Below are 16,824 nucleotides of genomic sequence, written 5' to 3'. Positions count from 1 at the left end.
AGCGACCAATCTATACGCAGTTAGATACCATTCGTTAGAATGGGCGTTCGTATGGTTGTATAATTTGTCAAAGCGGAGGGGGTTATGAATTACCTTATCAAGACGTACGGTTGCCAAATGAACGTGCATGAGTCCGAAAAGATCGCCGGTATGCTCGAAGCCATCGGCTATTCGGCGTGCAATAGCGAAGAAGACGCGGATATCGTGGTCTTCAATACTTGCTGTATCCGCGACACCGCCGAGAAGAAGATTCAGGGCAATATCGGGGTTTTGAAAGGGCTCAAACGCCAAAAGAAAGACATGATTATCGCCGTCGTGGGCTGTATGACCCAGCAAAAAGGCGCCGCCGAGTTGCTCAAAAAGAAATTCCCCTACGTGGATATCGTTTTGGGCACGTCCAATTTGGCCGAATTACCCGCCGCAGTCGTAGCCAGACGGCGCGGAAAAAAGAGCGTTTCGCTCGCCGACAGCACCGTCGACGCGGACGCCAAATTGCCCGTTACCCGTACCTCCTATCCCAACGCTTGGGTCAATATTATGTACGGTTGCAACAATTTTTGCACCTACTGCATCGTGCCCTACGTGCGCGGGCGTGAGCGTTCGCGCAAAATCGAGGACGTGGTCGCCGAGGTGCGCGCGCTTATCGCCGAAGGGTACAAGGAGATCACCTTGCTCGGGCAGAACGTAGACAGTTACGGCAGCGACCTTGCGGACGGCGAAAACTTCGCAGACCTCCTAGAGCGCATCGCCCAAATCGAAGGCAAATACCGCATACGCTTTATGACCTCGCACCCCAAGGACTTTTCGAGCAAAGTCATCGACGTCATAGCGCGCTATCCCAATATATGCAACAACGTGCACTTGCCCGTGCAATCGGGTTCGGACAGGATTCTCAAAGCGATGAATCGCCACTACGATCGCGCCCGCTACCTCGCCATCATCGAGGAACTCAAGGCCAAATTGCCCGACGTCGGCATTACGTCGGACATAATGATCGGCTTCCCCGGCGAGACGGATGAGGACTTCGAGGACACCTTGGATCTGGTACGCAAGGTGCGCTTCTCCAACGCGTTCACCTTCGTCTATTCGCCGCGCAAAGGCACGCCCGCCGCCACGATGGAGCAGATACCGCCCGGCGTCAAAAAAGCGCGTATCACCGCTTTGGTTGCCGAACAAAACCGCATCACCAAAGAGATCAGCGACACCTACACGGGGCATTCGTATGAAGTGCTGGTCGAGGACGTCGCGCCCAAGCGGGCAGGGTGCGTGTGCGGCAGGACGGAGAGCGGTCGATTGGTCACTTTCGAGGGCGGCGCCGACCTTATCGGGCAATTCGTTACGGTCAAAATCACGCGGTCACAGTCCGCTTCATTGTTTGGAGAGATACTATGAGCTTGCCGGACAAATCCAAATTATCCCCTATGATGCAACACTATATGGACGTCAAGGAGCAATATCCCGACGTCATATTGATGTACCGTCTGGGCGACTTCTACGAAATGTTTTTCGACGACGCCGTTACGGTCTCGCGCGAGTTGGAGTTGACGCTCACGGGCCGCGATTGCGGTCTTCCCGAGCGTGCGCCCATGTGCGGCGTTCCCTACCACGCGGTCGACACCTACGTCAGCCGTCTCATCAACAAGGGCTACAAGGTGGCTATTTGCGAGCAACTTACCTCGCCGGGCGAGAGCAAGGGTATGCTCGAACGTGACGTCGTTCGTGTCATCACGGCGGGCACGGTGGTCGAGGACACCATTCTCGACGAGAAGCAAAACAACTATCTCGCCGCGTTTTATTACACCGCCAAGGGCTGCGGCGTCGCCTACGCCGACCTTTCGACGGGCGAATTTAAGTTGACGCAGACCGAGGGAGAGGACGCTCTAAAGATGGCCGAGAACATTCTCAACGGCGTACACGCCAGCGAGATAATCCTCAACGCGGACGGCAAGAATAGGCTCAATCCCGACGCCGTGTACCGCGTCAATCCCACCATATACTACGACTACGCCTTCAAATATACGGACGCGTACGGCGTATTGTGCCAACAATTCGGCGTGCGCACCTTGGAGGCCTACGAGTGCGAGGATTGTCCCTTGGGCATATCGGCGGCAGGCGCTCTTATGTCCTATTTGTTGGAGACGCAAAAGCGCGCTTTGTCCCATTTCAACAAGGTGCAAAAGGTCAATCAATCGTCCATTATGTTCTTCGACGCGGCCACCAGGCGCAATCTCGAACTCACCGAGACCATTCGCGACCGCCGCAAAGAGGGCACTTTGCTTTGGCTGATGGATAAGACGCAGACGGCGATGGGCGCAAGGAATTTGCGCCGATGGATAGACGCGCCTTTGCGCAACGAGAAGGCCATCAACGAGCGGCTTGCAGCCGTAGCCGAACTCATCAAAAACGTGCGCCTACGCACGGATTTGACGCGTGTTTTGGGCTGTGTGCGCGATTTGGAGCGTTTGGCCGGCAAGGTGTCGTACAATTCGGTCAACCCCCGCGACGTTCTCGCCATCGGCAATTCGCTGGTCGTGCTGCCCGTCGTCAAAGGCATACTCGACAAGGCCAAGTGCGAGTTGTTGCAATCCCTCGCCGCCGATATCTCCCTCTTCGAGCGCGAGACCGAGGTGGTCAGCAAGGCCATTTGCGACAATCCGCCCATGCTCGTCAGCGACGGCGGCTACATTGCCGACGGTTTCAACCGCGATTTGGACGAATACCGCTCGGCCGAGGCCAACGGCAAGCAATGGATCAAGGATTTGGAAAACAAAGAAAAGGCCGAGACGGGCATCAAAAACCTCAAAATAGGTTTCAACCACGTATTCGGCTACTATATCGAGGTGACTAAGCTTAATATTGACTTGGTGCCCGAGCGCTACCAACGCAAGCAGACCTTGACCAACGGCGAACGCTACAAGACGGACGAACTCATCGAGTTGGAAAGCAAGGTGCTGGGCGCACACGACAAAGCGGTCGCTTTGGAGCAGGCCATTTTCGCGCAGTTGCGCAGTATGCTCAACGCCATCGTCAAGGACCTCATCGTCACGGCGGGCGCCATCGCCGAGGCGGACACCTTGCTGTCCTTCGCTTTGGTGAGCATCGAAAACAACTACGTCAAGCCCACCATCGGCGCCAAGATCAAGGCCATCAATATCGTGGGCGGGCGCCATCCCGTCATCGAGAAATTGCTCGGCAAAAACAAGTTCACGCCCAACGACACCACCTTGGACAAGGATTGCCGCACCATGGTCATCACCGGCCCCAATATGGCGGGCAAAAGTACCTATATGCGGCAGGTGGCCATCATCGTTTTGATGGCGCACGTGGGCTGTTTCGTCCCCGCCGAAAAGGCGGAGATATGCCTCGTCGACCGCATTTTCACGCGGGTGGGCGCTTCGGATGACCTCGCCAACGCGCAGAGTACATTCATGGTGGAGATGATCGAGGTGGCCAACATTCTGCACAACGCTACCAAGGATTCCCTGCTTATTATGGACGAAATCGGGCGCGGCACCTCGTCGGTGGACGGCCTGTCCATCGCCTGGAGCGTGATGGAATACGTCACCAACGTCGTAGGCGCCAAGACCTTGTTCGCCACGCACTACCACGAATTGACCGAGTTGGAGGGCAAGTTGGCTGCGGTCAAGAACTACCGCGTATTGGTGGACGAGAAGGGCGACAACGTGGTGTTTTTGCACCGCATCGCACGCGGTGGCACCAACAAGAGTTTCGGCATCGAGGTCGCGGGCATGGCGGGCGTACCAAAACCCGTCTTGGTACGCGCCAAAGAGATTGCCAAGAAGCTCGAACGCCGCGAAGCGAGCGACACCAATTCCATTATGTTGGACACGTTAGGCGGTGTAAATCAATCGCAAATGAGTATGTTTGCAGAGCACGACGAAACCGCCGAAGAAATACGCAAAATACTCAAGGAGACCAACGTCGAACGGCTGACGCCCGTGCAGGCTATGCTGGTGTTGGCCGACCTTATCGAGAGGGCAAACCATGGCTGATATCCACGTACTTGACGCGTCCGTCTACAACAAAATATCGGCGGGTGAAGTGGTCGAAAAACCTTCGTCCGTCGTCAAAGAATTGGTAGAAAACGCATTGGATGCGGGCGCTACCGAGGTTTTCGTGCGCTTTACGGGGGGCGGCTTGGACGAAATATGTGTTTCGGACAACGGCAAAGGTATTTCAGCAGACGACCTCGACAAAGTGTTTTTGCCCCACGCCACCAGCAAAATCACCACGGCCGAAGACCTTTTCCACGTCGGCACGCTTGGATTCCGCGGCGAAGCGATGGCTTCTATTGCCGCGGTGGCTATGGTCAAATTGACCTCGCGCCAAGCGGGCGGCGAGGCATACGCAATCACAGCGAGCGGCAACGAAATCGGCAAGGCTATGCTATCTTCTGGTGCCGTGGGCACGACCGTCGAGGTGCGCAATTTGTTCTATCATACCCCCGCGCGTCTCAAGTTTTTGCGGTCAGCCAAGCAGGAAGGGCGGGATATCGTCGCGTTGTGCGAACGGTTGATCATCGCCAATCCGCATATCCGTTTCACCTTGACGGGCGAGGGCAAAACCCTCTTGCAGACGACGGGCGACGGGCTCGAGTCCGCCGTGTGCGCGGTCTTCGGCGAAGAGGCGTTCGGGCACATGCTGCACGTCGCCAAAAGCGAATACGGCTATACCGTCGAGGGGTACGTCTCGGACGTGGACTACACGGCGGGCACACGCGCCAATCAAATCACCGTGGTCAACGGCAGAGTCGTCTCCAACGCCACTTTGTCCGCCTCGGTCAACAACGCATATCGCGACTACCTGATGAAACGCAACTACGCGTTGTTCGCCTTGCATATCCGTATGCCCAACGACGAGATAGACGTCAACGTGCACCCCACCAAAGCGGACGTGCGTTTCGTCTACGCCAACAAATTGTTCGGCTTTGCCTATCGCGTGGTGCGGCAGGCACTCGAAGAATACTTGCGCTCGCGCGATATCCTGTTCAACCAACCCATCGAAGCCGTTTCGCCGCAAAAACCAGTGGGAGACGAAGTCCCGTCGCACGTCGAACTCGATGTCGACGCGCCCCAAAACACGTCTCGTTTCGCCGAAAATGACGCTTATGCGCAAGCCTATACGGCCTATCGGGACAACTTGTTCGACGCGGTCAACGCCAAATCGGATCTTCCCTTCGATTTCGACAGTCCCGCCGTCGCGCCCCGTTCGACCGAGCGAAAGGACTTTCCGACCGAAGACGTAGGCGTCGACTTGCTTGGCGGTTACGCCCAAGAGGAGCCGAAATCTACCGATACACCGCCCGCCGAGGAGCCTTTTGACTCGTCCGCGCTACGCGTAGTGGGGCAGGTGCTCGGCACCTATATCGTGGCGGAGTACAAGGGCGAACTATTGCTCGTCGACCAGCACGCCGCGGCCGAACGCGTGCTGTACAACCGCATTATACGCCAATACGCCGACAAAAACTTAGTCGTGCAACCCTTGCTCGTGCCGTACGACTTCGACCTTGCGGAAGAGGAGAGCGCGTTGCTTTCCGACCGCCTTGCGGATATTTGCGCTTTGGGTATCGACATCAAACGGACGGGCGAGACCTCGTTTTCCCTCGAAGCCATGCCCGCTTTGCTCGTCGATATGGACGTACAAGCGTTCGTCCATCTGTTGTTGAGCGAAGGATTCGACGGCACCAACGCGCGCATTTTGCACGAAAAATTGGCGTACACCGCGTGTAGAGCCGCCGTCAAAGGCAATACCTATATGGACGTGGACGCCATCAAATTGCTGTGTCAAAACCTATTCGGCGAGGCCTTGCCCGCGCATTGTCCGCACGGTAGACCCGCCTATATCAAACTCAGCAAATATCAACTCGACAAGATGTTCAAACGTATCGTATGAAGGGTAGAATTATCGTGATAGGTGGCCCCACGGCCACCGGCAAAACGGCGCTGAGCGTAGCCGCCGCCAAGGCTTTGGACGGCGAAGTCGTCAGCGCGGACAGTATGCAAATCTACCGTCGCATGAATATCGGCACGGCCAAAGTCACCCCCGAGGAGATGCAGGGCGTGCCGCATTATATGATTGACGTGGTAGAGCCGGACGCGCCTTTTTCGGTGGCGGAGTATCAACGCATGGCTTCCGCTTGCGTGGACGATATACTATCCCGCGGCAAGACGCCCATACTCGTGGGCGGCACGGGGTTATACATCAATTCGCTATTGTATCCCATGACTTTTCGCGAGTATAATCCCCAAATTCGAGCGCAAATCGAAGCGATGTACGCCGAAAAAGGCAACGAATATATGTACGAACTGCTTCGCCAAAAAGCGCCCGAACGCGCCGCAAAACTCTTTCCCAACGACGTAAAAAGGGTAGGGCGTGCGCTGGAATTAGCCCTCAACGGAGAGGAGCACAGCCTGGGCGATATGCACAAAGAGCCACGCTACGACTACCGTATGTTCGTGCTGTCGGGCGACAGAGCGGACTTATACGAGCGCATCAATCTTCGCGTGGACGTGATGGAAGCCAAGGGCTTAGTGGACGAAGTAATCGCGTTACTGGCAAGCGGCGTGCCGTATTCGGCGCAGTCCTTCCAAGCCATCGCCTACAAAGAAATGGCCGAATATCTGCGGGGTGAAAATTCCTATTCGGGCACGATAGAACTCATCAAAAAACGCTCGCGCAACTACGCCAAGCGGCAGTTGACCTGGTTCCGCCAATACGAAAACGCGGTATGGCTGGACTACAAAGAATTCAATTCCAACCTAAATAAGGTAATCGAAAATGACTGATATCGACGACAAAATTCAACGAATACTAACGGACGCAGTGATAGCGGCCGGTGCGCAATTTGCCACAATAGACCGCGTCGCGCTCGCCAATCAAGCCAAAGTGCTGGACGCTTTTCGCCGCAACAACGTCTCCGAACGCCACCTCAAAGGCTCCACGGGGTACGGCTACGGCGATATAGGCCGCGACACACTGTGCGCGGTTTACGCCGACGTCTTCCACGCGGAGGCGGCTATCGTTTCCCCGCTTATTACGGGCGGCACGCACGCCTTGGCCATCGGCTTATTCGGCTTGTTGCGTCCGGGCGACACCCTTCTTTCGGTGACGGGCAAGCCCTACGATACCCTCGACAGCATCATCAACGGGGAAGAGGCGGGCGGTATGCGCGAATACGGCATTGCCTATCGACAAGTGGATTTGATAGGCGACGCGTTCGATTTCGACGCCATACGCCGCGCCCTCGCCGAACGCCCGAAAGTGGTCTTCATCACGCGCTCACGCGGCTATTCCGATCGCAACGCCTTGTCCGTCCAAGCCATCGGCGAGTGCATTTCCTTCGTCAAGTCCATAGATAGTGAGGCCGTCATATTCGTGGATAATTGCTACGGCGAATTCGTCCAGGATTCCGAGCCGACGGACGTCGGCGCAGACCTCATCGCAGGCAGTCTTATCAAAAATATCGGGGGCGGATTGGCACCCACGGGCGGCTATTTGGCGGGCAAAAAACGCTACGTAGACGCCGCCGCCTATCGCCTGACCGCACCGGGTATCGGCATGGAAGTTGGTTCCTACGCCTACGGCTATCAATACTACTATCAAGGCCTGTTTATGGCGCCGCACGTGGTCGCGGGGGCGTTGAAAGGCAGCATTCTCTTCGGGCACGCGTTCACGATAGCGGGCTACACCACTATCCCAAAGGCCAACGCCGATTGCTACGATATTATCCGCAGTATCGTATTCGACAGCGAGAGCGAATTGATAGCCTTTATCCGCGAGATCCAAAAGGTTTCGCCCATCGACAGCAACGTGGTGCCGTATCCGTGGGATATGCCCGGCTACCAAGATCAAGTCATCATGGCGGCGGGCACGTTCGTAGGCGGCGCCAGCATCGAATTGAGCGCGGACGCGCCCATCAAAAAGCCCTATATCGCCTATTTACAGGGCGCATTGACTTACGAACACGCGTATTTGGCCGTCAAACAATGTTTACGAGCGGTATTGGAGGCAAAGCATGACTAATCCCAACGTCGGCAAGGAATGTATTTTGGTCAAAGGCGTTATTTGCGACGATTGCGGCGCTTGCGATATGTGCGATCTGGATCCCACGAAGCGCTGTGATAACTGCATGAAATGCTTGGATATGGCGGACTACAACGGCGTTTTGATCGACAGCGTCGTTGTTCCCAACAATAAATCGAAAAAATAGACTGCGTTATTCGTGCGTATCGTCGCCGTCCGAGGGGCGCAAGCGCACGACCTCTGCCGCCTGCTTTTTGATATCTTCGCTGATGGCGGCGTAGTGTTTTTTGGTCGTATTCACGTCGCTATGGCCGAGTACGGTGGCCACGACATAAATATCTTTGGTTTCTCTATATAGATTGGTACCGAACGTAGAGCGCAATTTGTGCGGCGTGATATGCTTCGTCGGCACGGCGGCCGCGGCGTATTTTCGCACCATAATCTGCACGGTACGCACGTTGATACGCCTGTTTTGCAGGGACAAAAACAAGGCGTCGGTATCTGTGGGAATGGCCAAACGTACGCTGAGGTAGGCCTGCAACGCGTCGATCACCTCTTGGGGCATATACAATATGGAGCGACTGCCGCCTTTCCTCGTCACGACGAATTTGCGGTTGTCGAAGTCCAGGTCGTCCACGTTGAGGCCGACGCATTCGCTGATACGAATGCCCGTGCCGAGCAGTAGGGTAGTGATGGCCATATCGCGCAGGGCGACGTTTTTGTGGTAGGCCGATTGATGCCCCTCGCCCAGATTGTCGCCGCGTTCCACCACGTCCATAAAGCGCTGCATTTCGTCCGACTCCAGCCTAATGATTTCCTTTTCGTGCAGTTTGGGCGTCAGCACCTTGGCGGAAACGTTTTCGTGCAACAAGTCCTTGTTATACAGATATTTGAAGAGAGAGCGCACGGCGGACAGTTTGCGCGACATGGCGCTCAATTTATTGACGTATATTTTGCCGTCCACCTCGTAATTGGACAGATAATCGAGATAGGCCTCGATGTCCGATTGCGTTACGGCGTTGAGACGGTCGATATCGAACTCGGGGGGTGTGCACATGCCGAATTGACCGGTAGAGCAGAGGTAGTTGAAGAATATGAGCAAATCGCGTGCGTAGCCCAATCTCGTCAAAGCCGTCGTGACCGAAGAAATGGCGACGAAATACTTGCCGCAGTAGGGCGGCAGTTGCTTGCGTAGCGCGCTCAGCTTCTTCGTGTTTTCGATATCGCGGTTTTGAAAGTAATTGTCCATACTATTATGATAAGACGGATTGAGCGGAAATGCAATAATTTTTGCGAAAAGATTTTAAGCAAAGAAAAAAGTCGCTGTTTGCGACTTAGTTCTCGTCATTGTTGACACCCAGCAGCTCGTCCGACGTAACGTGTAACAGTTTGCAAAGCTGAATGATATAAGCGATGCTCGGCTCATTCCGCCCTTGTTCCCAGTGCGCGTAGCAACCCTCGGTCACGCCAAGCATATCCGCCATCTCCTTTTGGGTATACTTGCAACGCTTGCGGGTGATTATGAGATTGTACTTAAAATTGTTCATTACTGCACCTCATAAATGGTAGTTTCATTCTACCATAAACAGGTTATTTTTGCAAGACTTTTTCGATAAAAAAACATATTTTTCTAAAATGATTGAATATACAAAAAATACCGATAATATACGTTTTATACAGTAACAATATGCGGGCGGAAGAATCGTATCTCAGCAAGACGAACGCCAAGTATACAAAATGTATGTATACGATATGTATAGCGACGTTTCAAACTATACAATTTGTATATATACATAACGTATAGCATAGTCTCAAACACACCATATACGTTTTGTACAGCGTGCCGATGAAACGAATGACTGTACGCTTTGTATAGGCCTATACGTTTTGTATCTATACAATTTGTACATACACAATGGACAATATTGACGGCTCAAAACGGGAAGCAGCCGTAAGGACATATTTACTATACGAAATATACATATACATAATGTATAGTACGCTGTATGAAATGTATAGTATACAATATGTATAGTTATATATATATTTTGTATAGTTCGATTATTGAAGGACGGTCAGGGCGGGGGAGTGAGGTCGCGCTATTCATTCTTAATTGCCATCTATACGTTTAGTATAGTTTGCTGTATAAAATCTACAGAATGCAATGTTGGTCCCAATAATTCTTATCTATACGTTTTATACAGTTGACTGTACATTTTGTATACATTATATATAGGCCATCACCAGGCGTTTATTTGACTATACATTATGTACATATCGCGCGTTTTTTGGCGAATGCAAGTATTTTCCCCCGAGGAGAATTTTGACGATTTTTGCAAATTTGCGTCGATAGGGCAGGGGCGATCCGTCAGTTTGGCCGAACGAAAGCGCACGCACGCCAACCCATTCCGTTCGGTGGTGTCGGGCGGCAATTATCTTTTGTATATACGGGCTCTGACGAGGGAAATTTGCGCTTTGCCTATATCTTTTCGCAAAAGACGCCTTTTGCGAAAAGATATAGGCAAAATTTGGCCAAAATCGTACGTTTTGTACAGAATAAATAGCCGCCAAACAAAAACAAGGCATTCATCGAAGACATACAGACAATCCGGAGCGAACACGGCAAGCCGATCGACAGTATCCTTGTACATGAATATTTGTCGTAGATATACAAAACATATAGTCATTACCGAGCAACTTGTGTATCTATACATAACGTATAGCGCACTATACAAAACGTACACGCGCACCAACTCCCCGTCTTCCATGGCTGATGTTTTATTTGCAACTATACATAATGTACAGTATACTATACAAAATGTACATATACGCCATTACTGCCGCTATTGTACATTTTGTATGTATTGCTATACATTTTGTATGGTTATAAAACTATACGTTTTGTATGCCGATTATACTATACGTTTCATACCGTACATAATGTATTGTGCTTCGCCGCCGTTTCATTTTAGCGGTCGCTCACCTATAATATTTGCGTTCTTATTGACTTTTATGGTCGTTTGTACTAAAATACTATTATATGGGAAATAATATATACGATGAATTGCTGGAACAAATGGATTCCTACATACTCAACGCATTGGCGCATTCCTCGTTGACAGTTTACGAGATTACGTCGTCTTTGGACGGTTTTTTGGACCGTTATCATATTTCCCCTTTGAGCGTCGCCAATAGAGTCAACGAATTGCAGTTGGATTGCCTGATTGCCTGCATTTGTCAAGAATCCGATCCCAACCGCTCGTTTTTTGCCCTGCGCATTTCGGTCGATGACCTGCCTATGTTCAATCTGGACGACCAAATGATCGACAAATTGTGCGACGCGCTGGCGCTCTCTCCGGTGAGCGCTTCGAACGAGAAGATATATCTCACCGATGATTTCGGTGACGGCAAGCCTACCCTGCACATTTTTGAAGACAACCTCGAGATTTTCGAAATCGAAGATGCCGAGGAGTTCACCGAACTTGCAGCGGAAGCGGACGCCGCCGATACCGACGAAAGTGAAGTCGAAAGTGAAACGGATATCGCCATTGACGAATCTCTAACCGAACAGGAAACGGATACCGATGCGCAATATTCGACCGAAAACGCAGCTGATGACCAAGAAAACGAGGATGATTCCGCGCAAATCGAAGAAGAATGCCCCGTAGAAGTCGAAGAGCCCGCCGAAACGGAAGAAGATTCAATAGCGGCGAAAGACGCTGCCGAGGACGTTGACGAAGACGATTCGTCCGAGTCTGAGGAAGATTCCAACGTCGAATGCGAAGAAATTTCCGACGAACTCCCCGCAGAAGCCGAACAAGTCGAGGAAGTTTTCGCCGAGTCGGACGAGGAAGAAATCAAGGAAGAGCCCTTCGAAGAAGCTGCCGACGATATAAACGAAGACGAGACTGAAATAAAAGAAGCCGCCCAAGACGAAGAACAACCCGCCCTACCCTCCGACGACGAGCAAGAAGAGGTCGTGCAAGAAGAAACGGACGAGGAAGCAATATCGGACGAAGAATACGAGCCTGCGCACGAAGCGCTTTACGCCGCCGAAGACGATACGGCGGAAGAGGCGCAGGTGACGGACGAAGACGAAAGCGCAGACGATGAAGCGGCAAGCGAATACGAGCCGCCCTACTCTTACGAGCCGTTCAAACAAGCTGAAACCGTCTGCGAAGACGAACGAGAATCGGACGATAACGACGAGGAAGAACCTGCCGAAGTTGCCGAGGAAGTGCTCGACGAGCAATTCGACGATACGGCGGACGAGGCCGCGTATGCTGTCGAAAGCGACCAAACGGAAGCAGTCGAAGAAGAATCGGAAGACGAACAAGTTATCGCCGCAGAGAATAGCGAAGAACACGAAGAAGACGGCGATGAACCGCCCTTTGTCGTCGAAAATACCGACGATACGGACGAAGACGAGATATGCGCGGAAATAGTTGACGAAAACGCCGACGTTGAAGACGAATCGATCGAAACCGAAAGCGCCGAGCAACCCGTCGACGAACGAGACGAAGCGGCAGAAGAAGACATAACCGAAGAATATAACGAAACCGACGAGCTCGAAGCAGTTGTCGAGGACGACGAAACGCCCACCGCGGTCGAGACCGAATCCGCCTACGAACCGACTTCGACCGTGATGGACGAATACGTCCTCTTCGGCGAGCCATCCCAAGACACAACGGAAGAACCCGCACAAGAGACGACCGACGAGGAATATCCCGTAGTGCCCGAAGCAGAACGAACCTATAAAGAGCCTGTGGTCGCAAGCGAACGAACGGAAGAACCCGCCGAACAAGAATCTCGTGCCGACGACGCCGATAGCGAAACGCAAGAAGAAGCGCAAACCGACGAAACTCCGTCCGACGTCGAGGCTACTCTCCCCTCGGAACAAGCGGAAGCACAGCCCGAATCCACCTATGACGAAGCCGTCGTAGAGGCGAATAGTTCCTTGCCCGAGGAAGAATCGAACGAGCCCGTTGCGCCCGTCAAAGAAGACAAAAAGGCGCGGCAGAAAGGGCGTAAAGGCCGCAAAAACGAGGAACGCGTCATTGCCGAAGAGGAAGAAGCCGACACCTTTGCCTTGTACGAGCAATCGCAAGAGGCCGCCCAAGCCGAGCCTGAACCAATCAAACGCAGGACGGCGTTCAGTCGTGCCGACATTCGGCAAGAATTGGAAGAAAACCCCGAAATGCACGAGAAAAGGCTTGCTTCTATGCGCCTTTTGGGCTTGATCGAGGACGATAAAACCGAGGAGCCGCAAGAGCCAGAAGAGGAAGTGCCCGAGGTCAAAGAGGAAGAAATCTCGCCAAAGAGAGAGTCCTACTCCGCCATCTTCACGCCCCAAACCGAATTGGAAATCTACCTGCAACAGGAAGAAACGGAAAAACACCTGTCGTACAAGACGATTTTGCACAACTTGTTCAATTCGTCCAACGCGCCCAAACAGCAAGAAGACGTGGACAGCAAAATCACGATGAAGGAATGCGGCAGTCTGTCCGAATTCCGCGAAGAGATGCGCAAAAAAGGCTACGATGTGCGCCAATACGTCGTCCAGCATACCGTGCAGTACTATTCGCAGAAATATATCAACGTCAACAGCATTCGCTTTGCCACCTCGTGCTTAGTCTATCTGGTGGCGGTCGCGCTCATTCTCATCGGCTACTTCGTGTGTGACAAATACGCGGGGCTCGGCTTTATGCCCTACCTATGCACGGGCATCGTGCTGTTCCTTATCCCCTGCTACTGCGGCGTACGCTATCTGGCGTACAAAGACCGACACGCGCCGGCGACCTTCTCCTTCAAACTATCGTTCGCAACCTCGTTCATGGTGGCGTTGATATTGATGATGATCTTCTTACTGATCGCCTTCTTCAATCCGAAATCGGGCGCCAATATCAGCGAGATCAACACCCTTATCGCCCCCGTGTTCTACCCCGCGGCCATGCTACTGTTGCTGCCAGTATGGGTAATCGTGTACGCCCTACTCTATCGAACGAGAAAGTTCTATGTCATCTAAGCGAAAACGGACGCCGATAGGCGCCCGTTTCTTTTATATTCTCAATCGATATTTATATTTCCTTTCTATTCCACAGCGCGTGCGACAGCGTGGTTTCGTCGATATATTCGATCTCGCTACCCGCCGGAATCCCCATGGCAATGCGCGTCACTTTTACGCCGAGCGGCTTGATAAGGCGGCTGAGATAGAGCGCCGTGGCGTTGCCTTCCACGCTGGGATTGGTGGCGACAATCACCTCTTCCACCCCGTCCAAACGAGTCAACAGCGAAGATATATTGAGGTCGTCCGCCCCCACGCCTTTCATGGGTTGCAACAGCCCGTGCAGGACGTGGTAGAGCCCGTGAAACTCGTTGAGTTTTTCGAACGCAACGATATCCTTCGGCTCGGCGACCACGCAAATGACTTTGCTCTGCCTGTTGGCGCAAATTTCACAGGTTTCGCCGTCCGTATAGTTGCCGCAAATCTTGCAAAAATGCACGGTTTTTTTGACGGCCACCATCGCGTCGGCAAATCGCTCGACGTCCGCTTCGGGCATATCGATAACGGCATACGCATAGCGTATGGCGCTCTTTTTGCCCACGCCCGGCAACTTGGTAAACTGCGCGACCAACGCGTCAATCGTTTCGGATTGATTCATCAAAACATACCGCCGCCCAACATGGAAGTATAGGGACCCATCACGCGTTGCGTCTCGGCGTCCACTTTTTCGGTGGCGTCCTGCAAAGCGGCCGTGATCAAATCTTCGAGCATTTCGATATCGTCGGAATCCACCGCTTCGGGCTTGATGGAAACGGACACGACGTCTTTATCCCCCGTCATGACCACTTTGACCAACTCGCCGCCGCCGTTGCCTTCGAACTCGGTATTGCGCAAATTCTCCTGCGCCTGTTGCATTTCTTCCTGAATCTTCTGCGCTTGGCGAATCATGTTTTGCATATTGCCGCCGCCAAAGCCGCCGTATCCTCCTCTACCCATAATTACCTCCTATTTTTTGGTTATTTTGTCCTCGCCGACGATCTGTGCCAAAGCCGAAACGAAGTCTTCGTCCTTTTTCTTGGGCGGCGAGAACTTGAAAGCTAATTTGTAGTTTCCTTTCATTATTTCCGCGGTCAACTTTTCCAACAGTTCGCGTTTCTTTTCGAGATAGTCCACGTCGTTTTCGTCCCCGACGCTAAAAGTCACGACGTTATCCTTCACTGTGATGAAGGCGTTGTCGATAATCGTGCCCATCATAAGCATCTTTTTCTCGCGTAGCAAGGTGATAAGATTGCCGCGATATTTGAGCGACACAGCTTTGACGGACATATAGTCGTCCGGCGTCGTGCTAATGGGCGCGGCCGCACCTGCATCTTCGTCGAAGGGATTGTCGACCGCCGTCAGATTGTCCGTCGCGACAGCGGCGGTGTTCTCGTTGGTTTCGACGGTTTTACTCTCCGTCACGGGCGCAGAGGCGGCCACGGCGACCACTTTGACGCCCTCCTCGATCTTCTTGTCGACCTCGTCGATTTTGCGTTCCACGCCGCTCACGCGGGCGGACAAATCGGTCAGGTTGACGCCGCTGATAGTCGCGGTACGCGCGATGGCGTTCTCCAACACCGTGCGCGGCGACGCCGCGATACGCATATTGCCGTCCAGTCCCGAAAAAATATCCAAGGCACGCACCAAAGTCACGGCGTCCAGGTCGTCGGCTATCCCTTTCGCTCGGCGATAGCTGTCCTCGGGCATTTTGAGATAATCGTTGGCCTTGGGGTCCGCTTTGACGATGAGCAAATCGCGAATGTATTTGGTGATATCCTTGGTAAGCACGTTGACGTTTTTGCCCATCGAAACGTTGCGTTCCACCAGCGAAAGCGACCGTGCCAAATCCCCTTTGAGAATGCACTCCGCCACGTCGGCGATCAACGTGGGATCGCTGGCGCCCAGCACGCCCAACACCTTTTGGTAGGTGACGAAGCCGTCCGAAGCGGACATACAGGTATCGGCCACCGACATGGTATCGCGTACGCTGCCCGCCCCCGCTTGCGCAATGCACCAAACCGCCTCTTTTTCGTACTTTACGCCCTCTTTGTCGAATATGCGTTCGATATGCGCGGCCAAGTCCTCTTGCGAAACGGTGCGAAAATCGAAGCGCAAACAGCGGGACAAAATGGTCTGCGGCAACTTTTGCACTTCGGTCGTAGCCAAGATGAAAATGCAATAGGCGGGCGGCTCTTCCAAGGTCTTGAGAAAGGCGTTGAACGCCTGTGGCGACAACTGATGCACTTCGTCGATGATATAGACCTTGTAGCGCAAACGCTCGTCCGACGGCGGATATTTGACGCTCTCCCTAAGGGCGCGGATATCGTCCACGCCGTTGTTGCTGGCGGCGTCCAACTCAATGAAATCCATCGTGCCCGACTCGATGCTCTTGCACGCGGCACATTGTCCGCACGGCGAGCCGTCGACGGGGCTAAGGCAATTCACGGCCTTGGCGAAAATACGCGCGACGGAAGTCTTGCCCGTACCGCGTGTACCCGTAAACAAATAGGCGTGCGCGATAGAGCCCGCGCTCACCATATTGCGCAAAATGCGCACGACCGTATCCTGTCCGATCACCTCGTCAAAGGTGGACGGTCTGTATTTGCGATATAAAGACGTGTATGCCATGCTTTTATTATACGACACCAACCGCAAAAAGTAAATAGATTGTTTGCGCTTCGATTAAATTAACCGCTTTAGGGCTTGAAATATTCGATTTTATATTATATAATATAACC

12 protein-coding genes are annotated in these 16,824 nt (G+C 53.0%); 7 read left to right on the top strand and 5 right to left on the bottom strand.

Translation table 11 applies throughout. The annotated features are described in order from the left end of the window. Positions 1 to 84 precede the first annotated feature (84 nt). The 6 genes from miaB to II896_05455 are packed head-to-tail and all read left to right on the top strand — an operon-like array spanning position 85 to position 8,230. Positions 85 to 1,392 (top strand): tRNA (N6-isopentenyl adenosine(37)-C2)-methylthiotransferase MiaB, encoded by a 1,308-nt coding sequence (miaB, locus tag II896_05480; GenBank protein MBQ4444081.1) that lies wholly within the window; start codon positions 85 to 87, stop codon positions 1,390 to 1,392. Further along, entirely contained in the window at positions 1,389 to 4,013 is a 2,625-nt protein-coding gene (gene mutS / locus II896_05475; protein ID MBQ4444080.1) for a DNA mismatch repair protein MutS, read from the top strand. Before miaB ends, mutS begins: the two co-directional genes overlap by 4 nt. Next, positions 4,006 to 5,913: a DNA mismatch repair endonuclease MutL gene (gene mutL / locus II896_05470; GenBank protein MBQ4444079.1), complete on the top strand. Its 1,908-nt coding sequence runs from the start codon at positions 4,006 to 4,008 to the stop codon at positions 5,911 to 5,913. The genes mutS and mutL overlap by 8 nt, the downstream gene beginning before the upstream one ends. Further along, positions 5,910 to 6,806 carry a tRNA (adenosine(37)-N6)-dimethylallyltransferase MiaA gene (gene miaA, locus II896_05465; protein MBQ4444078.1) on the top strand — a complete coding sequence of 299 codons (897 nt, stop codon included), beginning with the start codon at positions 5,910 to 5,912 and terminating at the stop codon, positions 6,804 to 6,806. The genes mutL and miaA overlap by 4 nt, the downstream gene beginning before the upstream one ends. Beyond that, positions 6,799 to 8,043, top strand: coding sequence for a methionine gamma-lyase family protein (locus II896_05460; protein MBQ4444077.1), 1,245 nt, complete (start codon positions 6,799 to 6,801; stop codon positions 8,041 to 8,043). The genes miaA and II896_05460 overlap by 8 nt, the downstream gene beginning before the upstream one ends. Next, positions 8,036 to 8,230: a hypothetical protein gene (locus tag II896_05455; protein ID MBQ4444076.1), complete on the top strand. Its 195-nt coding sequence runs from the start codon at positions 8,036 to 8,038 to the stop codon at positions 8,228 to 8,230. The genes II896_05460 and II896_05455 overlap by 8 nt, the downstream gene beginning before the upstream one ends. Positions 8,231 to 8,236: 6 nt before the next feature. On the opposite strand, the gene II896_05450 is transcribed toward II896_05455, so the two are convergent. Together II896_05450 and II896_05445 are read right to left on the bottom strand one after the other, a co-directional pair. Beyond that, positions 8,237 to 9,292, bottom strand: coding sequence for a tyrosine-type recombinase/integrase (locus II896_05450; protein MBQ4444075.1), 1,056 nt, complete (start codon positions 9,290 to 9,292; stop codon positions 8,237 to 8,239). A gap of 85 nt (positions 9,293 to 9,377) precedes the next feature. Next, positions 9,378 to 9,590, bottom strand: a complete 213-nt coding sequence (locus II896_05445; protein MBQ4444074.1) for a helix-turn-helix transcriptional regulator — start codon at positions 9,588 to 9,590, stop codon at positions 9,378 to 9,380. A 1,493-nt stretch (positions 9,591 to 11,083) separates the two neighbouring features. Here II896_05445 and II896_05440 point away from each other — a divergent pair. Beyond that, on the top strand, positions 11,084 to 14,068 hold the full coding sequence (locus II896_05440; protein MBQ4444073.1) for a hypothetical protein: 2,985 nt from the start codon (positions 11,084 to 11,086) through the stop codon (positions 14,066 to 14,068). A 52-nt stretch (positions 14,069 to 14,120) separates the two neighbouring features. Here II896_05440 and recR read toward each other — a convergent pair whose 3' ends face one another. From recR to dnaX, 3 genes are read right to left on the bottom strand one after another with little or no spacing between them, the layout of a single operon-like run. Further along, a complete protein-coding gene (recR, locus tag II896_05435; protein MBQ4444072.1) occupies positions 14,121 to 14,705 on the bottom strand; it encodes a recombination protein RecR in 585 nt (194 codons plus the stop codon). After that, positions 14,705 to 15,043, bottom strand: coding sequence for a YbaB/EbfC family nucleoid-associated protein (locus II896_05430; GenBank protein MBQ4444071.1), 339 nt, complete (start codon positions 15,041 to 15,043; stop codon positions 14,705 to 14,707). Before II896_05430 ends, recR begins: the two co-directional genes overlap by 1 nt. Before the next feature lie 9 nt (positions 15,044 to 15,052). Then, complete coding sequence (gene dnaX, locus II896_05425) at positions 15,053 to 16,714, bottom strand: DNA polymerase III subunit gamma/tau (protein ID MBQ4444070.1); 1,662 nt, start codon at positions 16,712 to 16,714, stop codon at positions 15,053 to 15,055. Between the last annotated feature and the right edge of the window lie 110 nt (positions 16,715 to 16,824).

The sequence above is a fragment of the Clostridia bacterium genome (assembly GCA_017394805.1).
Taxonomy (GTDB): domain Bacteria; phylum Bacillota; class Clostridia; order Christensenellales; family CAG-1252; genus RUG14300.
The sequence above is the reverse complement of the archived record's forward strand: the minus strand, read 5'-3'. Positions and strand labels throughout refer to the sequence as shown.